The sequence below is a fragment of the Vibrio sp. Vb2960 genome, assembly GCF_033337665.1.
In the GTDB taxonomy this organism is placed as follows: Bacteria; Pseudomonadota; Gammaproteobacteria; order Enterobacterales; family Vibrionaceae; genus Vibrio; species Vibrio alginolyticus.
The window spans coordinates 1-9,625 of sequence record NZ_JAWORD010000039.1 but is presented as its reverse complement, the minus strand read 5'-3'; the positions used below and the strand labels follow the sequence as shown (position 1 = coordinate 9,625).

At 40.1% G+C, this 9,625-nt stretch carries 13 protein-coding genes and 1 pseudogene; all 14 read right to left on the bottom strand.

Annotation, left to right across the window (positions count from 1 at the left end):
- Positions 1-93: 93 nt before the first annotated feature.
- The 14 genes and pseudogenes from R7O03_RS22030 to R7O03_RS21960 all read right to left on the bottom strand — a co-directional run bounded on the left by R7O03_RS22030 (position 94) and on the right by R7O03_RS21960 (position 9,516).
- Positions 94-1,404, bottom strand: coding sequence for a tetratricopeptide repeat protein (locus R7O03_RS22030; RefSeq protein ID WP_318132037.1), 1,311 nt, complete (start codon positions 1,402-1,404; stop codon positions 94-96).
- Positions 1,405-1,550: 146 nt separating this feature from the next.
- Positions 1,551-1,976, bottom strand: a complete 426-nt coding sequence (locus R7O03_RS22025; protein ID WP_318132036.1) for an N-acetyltransferase — start codon at positions 1,974-1,976, stop codon at positions 1,551-1,553.
- Between the two features lie 165 nt (positions 1,977-2,141).
- The gene (locus R7O03_RS22020; protein WP_318132038.1) at positions 2,142-2,558 is read right to left on the bottom strand and encodes a GNAT family N-acetyltransferase; all 417 of its coding nucleotides are present in this window, start codon (positions 2,556-2,558) and stop codon (positions 2,142-2,144) included.
- 152 nt (positions 2,559-2,710) lie between these two features.
- Positions 2,711-3,076: an OsmC family protein gene (locus R7O03_RS22015; RefSeq protein ID WP_318132035.1), complete on the bottom strand. Its 366-nt coding sequence runs from the start codon at positions 3,074-3,076 to the stop codon at positions 2,711-2,713.
- Positions 3,077-3,824: 748 nt separating this feature from the next.
- A complete protein-coding gene (locus R7O03_RS22010) occupies positions 3,825-4,544 on the bottom strand; it encodes a hypothetical protein (protein WP_318132034.1) in 720 nt (239 codons plus the stop codon).
- Between the two features lie 143 nt (positions 4,545-4,687).
- Positions 4,688-5,029 (bottom strand): hypothetical protein, encoded by a 342-nt coding sequence (locus R7O03_RS22005; protein ID WP_075111332.1) that lies wholly within the window; start codon positions 5,027-5,029, stop codon positions 4,688-4,690.
- 193 nt (positions 5,030-5,222) lie between these two features.
- A complete protein-coding gene (locus R7O03_RS22000) occupies positions 5,223-5,681 on the bottom strand; it encodes a hypothetical protein (protein WP_225480406.1) in 459 nt (152 codons plus the stop codon).
- A gap of 263 nt (positions 5,682-5,944) precedes the next feature.
- Positions 5,945-6,412 (bottom strand): cold shock domain-containing protein, encoded by a 468-nt coding sequence (locus tag R7O03_RS21995; RefSeq protein WP_005464650.1) that lies wholly within the window; start codon positions 6,410-6,412, stop codon positions 5,945-5,947.
- A 226-nt stretch (positions 6,413-6,638) separates the two neighbouring features.
- Positions 6,639-6,941, bottom strand: a pseudogene (locus R7O03_RS21990) (type II toxin-antitoxin system RelE/ParE family toxin).
- A complete protein-coding gene (locus tag R7O03_RS21985; protein ID WP_318132032.1) occupies positions 6,929-7,186 on the bottom strand; it encodes a type II toxin-antitoxin system Phd/YefM family antitoxin in 258 nt (85 codons plus the stop codon). The pseudogene R7O03_RS21990 and the gene R7O03_RS21985 overlap by 13 nt, the downstream one beginning before the upstream one ends.
- A gap of 187 nt (positions 7,187-7,373) precedes the next feature.
- Positions 7,374-7,868, bottom strand: coding sequence for a GNAT family N-acetyltransferase (locus tag R7O03_RS21975; RefSeq protein ID WP_182028105.1), 495 nt, complete (start codon positions 7,866-7,868; stop codon positions 7,374-7,376).
- Positions 7,869-8,027: 159 nt separating this feature from the next.
- Positions 8,028-8,354 (bottom strand): hypothetical protein, encoded by a 327-nt coding sequence (locus R7O03_RS21970; protein ID WP_318132031.1) that lies wholly within the window; start codon positions 8,352-8,354, stop codon positions 8,028-8,030.
- 134 nt (positions 8,355-8,488) lie between these two features.
- Complete coding sequence (locus R7O03_RS21965) at positions 8,489-8,938, bottom strand: GNAT family N-acetyltransferase (RefSeq protein ID WP_193303428.1); 450 nt, start codon at positions 8,936-8,938, stop codon at positions 8,489-8,491.
- 98 nt (positions 8,939-9,036) lie between these two features.
- Positions 9,037-9,516, bottom strand: coding sequence for a hypothetical protein (locus R7O03_RS21960; protein ID WP_318132030.1), 480 nt, complete (start codon positions 9,514-9,516; stop codon positions 9,037-9,039).
- Positions 9,517-9,625 lie beyond the last annotated feature (109 nt).

Sequence of the window (9,625 nt, the reverse complement as noted above, 5' to 3'; positions counted from 1 at the left end):
TAACGCCGCATTAAGGTGTGAGCAGCGCTTGGCTATACTTGAGCGAAGCGAAACTGCCAAGCGTTGCGAATCACTCTTAAATGCTTTGTTATATTAATTTGTATATGCTTCTAATTCTGACACTCGGTGATAAGCCCCTAACGATTCGTATATTTTTTTACTTTTCCTTGCATAGTCTTTTCCTGTGAGTTCATCTCCTAGCTCAAAGTTCAGTGACGCTAGGTTATAGAGTGCCAAAGCTTCCAGTTCTTTGTGGCATACAGATTTTGAAATCAATAAAGCTCTTTCAAATTTCGACTTAGCCTCATCAAAATTTCTAATAATCTGATCTATTATTCCAATATTAATACAACAAACGCCTACATCTTTCATTGCTTCCAATTTCTCGTACAAAGAAATTGACTTATTATAATACTCCATCGCTGTATCAAAATTAGATTCTTCTTTATATAGATTACCTAGATTCCCACAGTGCCTAGCTTGACCAATTAGATTCCCTTTTTCTTCATCAATTGAGAGTGCTTTTATATATGATTTTCTAGCTTCCTTGAGATTTCCAGAATTTTTATGTGCTACCGCAATATTTCCATATACTGTAGAAATATTCTTGTCATCATAGTCTTCCAAAATACTTAATGATCTATTGTAGAAATCTATTGCTTTTTGATAGTTTCCTTTGATTTTAAACAAAAGCCCAATACTGCTATAAATCTGACCCTCTAACTTTTTTAAACCGTATAGATGAGACAGCTCAAGAGCTTCATTGTACAAATTTTCTGCATCATCCATTTTTCCTTGGTTCTTAAACGTAGTCCCCAAAGAATGAATAGCATACGCGACAAGTTCATCATTTAACTTAAGGTCAATGATACCTTCAAGTAATGCTTGAGCTTTATTGTACTGAGATAGCTGTATTAAAAGATCAGAGTAAGCGATCACTAATTCGAAGTTATCTGGCTGAAGTTGATGAGCTTTATCGAATGCAAAAACTGATTCCTTGGGATCACTAAAATAGGATAATACTGCTATTTTTATCCAGTCCTCCGCTAAGTCATTTTCTTTCGCTATTGCTAAACGCTTAAGTTCTTTGACTGTAGAGGCTATATCTCCGTCATTCAGTTTTTTCTGAATACTTGGGTTTAGCTTCTCACTTTTCCCTTGCTCAATCAGTTTTATAAGTATCGCAAGAGTTTCATTGTCTAAGTCGGCGCCTTTTTGCATGACAATATCCTTGAGGGCATCCTTAAAACTCGGGCTAGACTTTCCTTGATGATTAGCTATTAGTAGGCTGCTAACTCCGACAAGCAAAGTTACTGCCGGCTCAAAACCCGGGTCATTCAATAGCCACACAAAGGCAACCACTGACGCTATTAGTGCAAGAAAAAATCCTATTTTTGCTTTCATTATTTCCACTTCAATCAATTATTAATATAACGCCGCGTTAAGTGGTGAACAACGCCAACCACCAAACCTAAACCATTGTACCTTAAACACTTAAGCTGACTTGGAACAAAACCGCCAAGCGTTGTGAATCCGTCTTAAACGCCTTGTTATGTGCCCGAACTCATTGTGTACTCTGGGTGTCCCGTATGCTCGTCCAGTTGCTCACTGACGACTGCAAAACCTTGAGACAAATAGAACTGATAACTAGCCTTATTTTCCTTGTATACGGAAAGGCTCAATATCGCTCTTTGAGCTTTGGCATGACTTAGTAATTGCTTACCGATACCTTTACCCTGAAATTCAGGAAACACGAATATAGCTGCCAAAGTACTTTCATACAGCGCGTAAAAACCAACTATTTTCGACTCAATTTCATAAACGAAGACTTCTGAAGCAGGAATATAAATATTACGCATGTTCTCAACTTGAGATCCCCAGAAGTCAGCCGGGACGAAATCATGGGCTTTAACAGAGGCTTCGAGCCAGATTTCAAGAACCGAATCTAAGTCATTTGAATTGTACTTTCTTATCATTTTCGAACTCTAGATTGTCAAATTTATCGGGGCAACATAACGCCCTGTTAAGGGGTGAGCGACGCAATACCGAAGCCGCCGCATACCACCTTAAACACTTAAACCAACGCATAGTAAAAATGCCACGCGTTGCGAATCCCTCTCGAACAGTTTGTTATGTGCGTACTAAACGTTGCCACTGTTAGAAGAATTGAAAGAAAACATACGAACTTCGTCGCGAGGAAACCAACCTAGTTTTTCGTAGAAAGACTGCGCATTAATGTTTTCATTTGCAACAAATAGATGCGTTTTGGCTATGCCTGCTTTCGATAGAGCTTCCACTGCTGACGATATGAGCTTTGCACCAACACCGTTACCTCGAAAAGTCGAATCAACAGCCAGATGCTGCACATAACCTCGACGACCATCAGTCCCAACTAAAATAGCACCTATAATATCGTCACCATCCAATGCAACGAAGCTAAGGTTTGGATTGCGTTTTAGGTACTTACCTATGTTTTCCTTTGAATCTGCATCTCGTAACAACATCGCTTCTGTTGTTGACCACAAGCCTATTACTTGCGAGTAATCTGAGATATCCATTTCTCTTATCACTACCGATTTTCCTCTGAGCACATAACGCCGCGTTAAGGGGTGCAGGCACGCAATAAAAAAGCTTCTGCAAAGCACCTTAAACACTAAACTCAACGCATGTTAAAAATGCCACGCGTGCCAAATCCCTCTTAAACGCTTTGTTAAGTGCAATTTTTACCCACTTCGGCTGAACAAGTGATATCGATCGTAGGGCTCAACATAAGACAAACATGACAATGCTTTTCCACCGCTTCTTGAGCTGCTCGCAAAATGTCAGACTCCTTAAAACCACTGCCATTTACTGTAAAGTGTAAGTTTGCCGATTTATATAAACGAGGTTCTGATTCCGTTAGGGCAAAAGTAACGGTATTTTCTAGACCTTGAACTTCAAAACCTTGATCTTGTAGTAACAAGACGACATCCGTAGCACTACATGAACCTAAAGCCGACAATAGAACTTCCGTTGGACAAGGGGCTTTCTCACTTGTAGCGTCAACATTAAACGTAAAGCCGCCTTCAGTTGACACTTTAAAGCGACAATCACCATCTTATTTTATATTAATGCTCATACTTCCCTACTTTTTTGATGTGACTCTCGCTGATTGCACTTAACGCCTTGCTAAGGTGTGAGTAACGCAATACAAAAGCTACCGCACGGCCCCTTAATCACATAAGCCACCGCAAAGTAAAAATGCCACGCGTTACGAATCACTCTTAAGCAATTTGTTAGTACATGCGCTACTTCTATTTGTGCGCTCCAAGATATTGAAAAGTAGCATGATATGAAAGGACTTGAACACTGAAGTGAGACGGGCAGCTACAAAACTTCAACTCGATTAAGAGACGGAAGTGAGCTAGAAGAAAAACGTACTGAACTCTCCTACTTTTACTGACTTTAAATTAGAAAAGGATTCGATCCTCGCACTTCGACGGCAACGCCAAAGAAAGACAACTCTGACTTAGTAAAAACCACGAGAAAGAAGAAGCGTCAAAGAAATAGACTAAGAGTTAGAAACCGTAAACGGTGAAATCAAAGCGAACACTCAGCATATAGTGCCACCGGAAAGAACGTGAAAGGCACTAACTGAAAGGTGTAAAGACGAGCACCAAAACAGATAAACACCAAAACTGATGACTTTTGATTCTAAACCCGTACTAACGCCGCATTAAGTGGTGAACAACGCGACCACCTAAGCCTAAACCTTGCCACATATAGCACAAAAGCCGACCTAAACTGAAATTGCCAAGCGTTGAGAATCCGTCTTAAATGCTTTGTTATATTTTTCTGACTGCAAACCCCTCTGATTTTTTGTAGAGGGCACTAACAGATTTTGGCAACAACCCCAAGAAACCGTCTTTGAGACTATCTTTTGCTGCATGTATACCTTGCCTATCACTAAATTCCCAAGCGTCTGCACATTCACTACTAGCAGCGTAACGGATTAAATTTTCAATTAAAGATCGGACTGATGTGAACGCTTTGTCTGTTTTCATTTGCTCAAGATTACAAACAATTGCATTGCTCACTGTAATGTCAGCTTCATCTTCAGAAGGTGTAACGTCTAAAATGAGAAGCTCATTCTCACCGCTATATACCCAACTAGTTTTTGCTTCAAAACTTTCAACGATATTGACCAAAGCGGTGTCACTGTAAAACCACGGAGTACCATCAATATAAACAACTTGTTGCATATCATTAAATTCTGTGGATTTTTCATAAGCACCGAAGCCACAACAGAAAATATGGATATGGTTCTTTGATCTTTTATGGAAGTAATTTAGAGAATTAAGAATTTCATCTTTGCAAAACTGTGTATTGGGATTGCAAAATAATACAGCAACGAGAGTATGCCTTTTCAATTTCGCATTCATCTCAACCATTAAGTTTTCAGTTACGCTGTCAACTCCATCAAAGCAATACACTCGACCAGAAACTCGCTTCTCATCTGCTTTAGTTGTTTCCACTATGTCTGAATATTTTACTGTTTCAATCATTCGCAAATCCCAATAAAAATATAACGCCTTGTTAAGGGGTGAGCAACGCAATACCGATGCCGCCGCATGCCACCTTAATCACTAAAACCAACGCATAGTAAAAATGCCACGCGTTGCGAATCCCTCTTGAACAATTTGTTAGCTTAAATTATGTAGCACCAAGCCATACCACCCCAAAACAGAATATTCAAAGTCCAGACCATTACACTCTGAACTGGAAGCATATGAAAAACTAACTGGGGACATGCCTTAAGATCACTAGGAGAGAACAGCATTTGCGGCTGAAAATCCCAACTAGTAGCTAAACGCAGACCTCTTTTGAATCTAGGATGATTCACCAAGTATTCAGCGTAGGATGAATAAATTGTCCATAACCCAAAAAAGCCTAGTAACTCAATTAGGGATATCACTTCCAAACTAAATGGCAATAGTGAAGGTCCACCAATGAGCAAAATAGCTGCAAATATCCATTTTCTATTTCTCATTACACATCCTTGTTAATGATTTAAGCTAACGCCCTGTTAAGGTGTGAGCAACGCAATACTGAAGCTCCCGCATACCACCTTAAACACTAAACGCAACGCATAGTAAAAATGCCACGCGTTGTGAATCACTCTTAAATAGTTTGTTATGTATTTTGGGTGCACAAATTTAATAGCAAACTTTATTATAGAGGATTTAATACCACTTTCTTAGAAACCTAAAGATTAGAGAAAGTAAAATAAATGCAATAAGACTTAAGTAAGCGCTCCATCTAACTTGTTCGGCGTTAAATTTATTTATCCTATGAAGACCATCAGAACTCGAAAGAAGAACTTCATCTCCAGCCTTAACATAAACAGTATAATAGATATTATCTACATGCGTTCTAACTAGCCCAACACTTAGATTTTCTGTATCTTTACGCGAACCATATCCTAGGGAATAGTAGTGATTTATTGAATTAAAGTCATACCATTGAACTTTAATATCGTGCTTGTATTCTTTATCAAAAAGAATTTGATAAGATAATCCACGACCAGCTGTACCATGCTTACCAGTTACCTCAGCTTTATGATATAACACATCATTATCAGTGTATGGTCCCTCAATAACTCTATTTTCTACAACACATATCGACATAATAAAAATGGCCATGAGAATTCCAGGCGCATAATATGACCCACACATTCTCTTAACAGTACGAATCATGCTTTTACTCGTTTCTAGTTGCATTGACAGTAGCTCCAACGTTAATTAGCCAGTTATCACTAACCCCCAGATTAAAATACATAACGCCCTGTTAAGGGGTGAGCAACGCAATACCGAAGCCGCCGCATACCACCTTAATCCCTAAAACCAACGCATAGTGAAAATGCCACGCGTTGCGAATCCCTCTTGAACAGTTTGTTATGCCGATACTACCAGTTGCCGCAAAACTGGCTTTCACACGGTATACCATCGTTGTCACCGTCTATTTTGACATTAGGACAGTTTGATAGATAAAACTTAGCTTCGTTGCACGATACCATCTCACTACAGTAAGTTTTACCTTGGCAACTAAAACCCATGTTTTCATATTCCGGATTTAATGTCGGCTCTATTCCGAATAGATAGAATCCCGCACCAACAATGCCAATAAACACTGCGGACAATAACATTGAAAATGGATTGACTTTGTTGGGCTCTACACCGAGCAATTGTGCCGTCGATGCACTTAATTTTGGAGCATTGTTTACCAATTGAAACTCGACTTGGTCACCTATTTGTGGACGTCGATAACCCTTTTTGAACTTGGAGACATGAACAAAGATATCTCCATCAAGTTCTTCGGAATTTATGAACCCAAAACCTCTGTCATCAACCCAGCGAACAATTATTCCTTTCATATACTCACCCACTTTCCATATATCACTTTTAGATAGACCCTAGCTCTAACTTAATAAAGTCTCTACTAAACGTGGGGTACTCGGAGGCATAACGCCCGCTTAAGTGGTGAGCAACGCAATACGGTGCTTCTGCATACCACCTTAATCACTAAAATTAACGCATGGTAAAAGTGCCACGCGTTGCGAATCCGTCTTGAAGCGTTTGTTAGCCGTTCATTCCCAAAGGTTATTGCTTACTCAACAAGAACTTACGCAAATCTCTTTCAGCTCGCATAACAAACAGAATAAAGACCTTGTCACTGTCTTGTTTATAGAAAACACGGCACGGATTAACGACAACTTCACGATAACTTAAATGTTCTAGTTCGGGCGGAATACGACCTGATTCTGGGAAAGTTTCTAGGCGTTCAACTTTAGAGAAGATCGTTTGTACCAACTACTTTGCAGCTAGGACATTTTCAAGTGCTATGTATTCAGCGATATCATTGAGGTCAGATAGCGCTGGCTCAGTCCAGATTATTTCAGCCATTTTGACATTTTGTCCTTGGCTTCATCATGACTTACCACTTTACCGTCAGCTAGAGCACGCTCGCCTCGTGCAATACCCTCCAGAATAACCAAACGATTTTGCATAAACTCGTAATCATCAACATCAACTAGATACGCTGATGGCTTACCATGCTCAGTAATTAATACTGGTTCTTTAGTGTTGTGGAGATCAGCGAGGATCTTAGTTGCTTGACGTTTAAGTGATGTAACTAGTTCTACTTTCATGAAAGCTGCTCCAAAGAAATACTAAAGTGATACTATTCTATCACTTTAAGTATAGCAAGCTCCATAACGGCTAACGCCCAGTTAAGGGGTGAAGCACGCAATGACCAAGCCGCTGCATGGCACTTCAACACCGAAACCAACGCATACCAAAAATGCCACGCGTGCTGAATCCCTCTTGAACTGTTTGTTATGTGCGATCTAAACGGTAGCGCCTTACAATGCCCTCGGTTTCACTTGTGTAGTTGCCAAGGTACTCACCGCCACAGTTTTCGATAACCTTTTGAGACGCTGGATTGTCAATTGAACAAGTAACAATAACTGAGTCAATGACAACATGGTCTCGCACCCAAGCGAGGAGAAATGAGGCTACACCTTTACCACGAACTGACGGTCTAGTTTCGTAGCCGATATGCCCAATGACATTTTCTACGTTGGCATTATTACCTTTACGAACTCGAATAGCGCCTAAGATTTCAGAGTCAGATACGCAATAATAAGTTGTGCTTGGTAAATAACCGTTTGGTAATTCAGAAGTTGCCTTAGAACGTTCAACCAAACGTGATAAATAAGCTTCAGGATCTTGCTCAACGCCGGAATATTTAGGGATACCCGACTCCAAACATTCTTTCGCGTAACTCGCTAATATTGGAGCTAAATCTAGGCTCGCTTTTACTACTTCCATGTCAACTATCCTCAAAAGCACATAACGCCCTGTTAAGGGGTGAGCAACGCAATACAAGAGCCGCCGCATACCGCCTTAAACACTAAAACCAACGCATAGTGAAAATGCCACGCGTTGCGAATCCCTCTTGAACAGTTTGTTATGTTTGTGCTGACGTAGCTAGACAAACTTATGGTTGTATAGAGGTAAAATATTGATCACTGGTTCTTCGTAAGGGTGAATTCTTCGAATAACATCAAGTGCTGCTTGAACTAAAGACTCTTGGCATCTAACGTCAATTCTGACTTCTTCACCAAAATTAATTTCACCCTTTTCACCAGTAACAGGTTCCGAGCCTTCCTTTGGTCTCCAGAACCCGGAAATGTTTACGATAGAAAAAACGCTGTCATAGTCACCCACAACACCTGCGCCAACTGAGTTAAGTGCATCACGGATAGCTACAACTTCTGTTTCAGGTGCATAGATTTCTAGCTTGAATTCCATCATTTTCTCCCAAAAAACATAACGCCGCATTAAGGGGTGAACAACGCCACCACTTAACCTAAACCATTGTACCGTAAACACTTAAGCTAATTCAAACCAAAACTGCCAAGCGTTGTGAATCCCTCTTAAATGCTTTGTTATGTGACTAGCGCCTTTGATAGACAAATTGACCGTTTTACACCAACGTATTTTCCATATGCACCTGACTCTAGATAAGAGTTACGCTTATAGAAGTTCACCGCTTTTAAGTTAATTCTACGTGTAGACAGGACGGCTTTTTTATAACCTTTTTCAACCGCATAACATTCTAGTTGTTTGAGTAAATAACCACCTGCGCCAGGTTTGTTTGAGTACATTCGCTTTAATTCACAGACTTCATTTTGATGGTGCCTAAAAACCCCACACGCTACAGCAACTTTGTTTAGGTAGACCACAATACATCCATCTTTCGACGAATCGAAAGCATCAGATGAAAACGAGCTTTCGCCAGAATCATTAGTGATCTGGCTAAGTGATGAGTTCAATTCAGCCACGAGTGACTGAAAATCAATATTGCTTGGTTCTACTTTCTTGTGTTCGAATCTCATACCTGTCACATAACGCCGCATTAAGGTGTGAGCGGCGCTTGGCTAAACTTGAGCGAAGCGAAACTGCCAAGCGTTGCGAATCACTCTTAAATGCTTTGTTATGTACGCGCTTCAATGTATTGGCTCAATATTTCAATTTGCTGGTCGTGTAAAGTTAGCAAAGGACTGATTAACATAGCCTCTTTACCGCCTCTTCTAAGTGACAATAGAACTACTTTTGGATCACTATATAAATTAAGGAAAGGAAGACCGACGGCTTCGAAGTAGAGCTTCAATCTACGTGCAGAACCTACAGCATCGTCATACGAAGCCACAGGAAAGCGTCGTTGACCAACACTCTCTATGTTTCCAAGCTCAGCACCAACAATTATCAACTTCTTCCTTTTATCCAAAAATTCAACTGCAACATCAGCTGTAGCATCAAAATCTGACACATGATTAATACAACTGATATGCAAATGCCAATTGCAATTACCAGACTTTAACTTAAAAGTGCGCTGTGATTTAACGTACTTCCACTCAGGAAGAAGAGAACACAGCTCAGTCAGAAATACTTCCTGTAGTTCAGAAACTTTCATATTCCCTCAAGTATATAACGCCCAGCTAAGGTGTGAGCAACGCAATACAAAAGCCGCCGCATACCACCTTAAGCACTAAAATCAACGCATAGCAAAAATGCCACGCGTT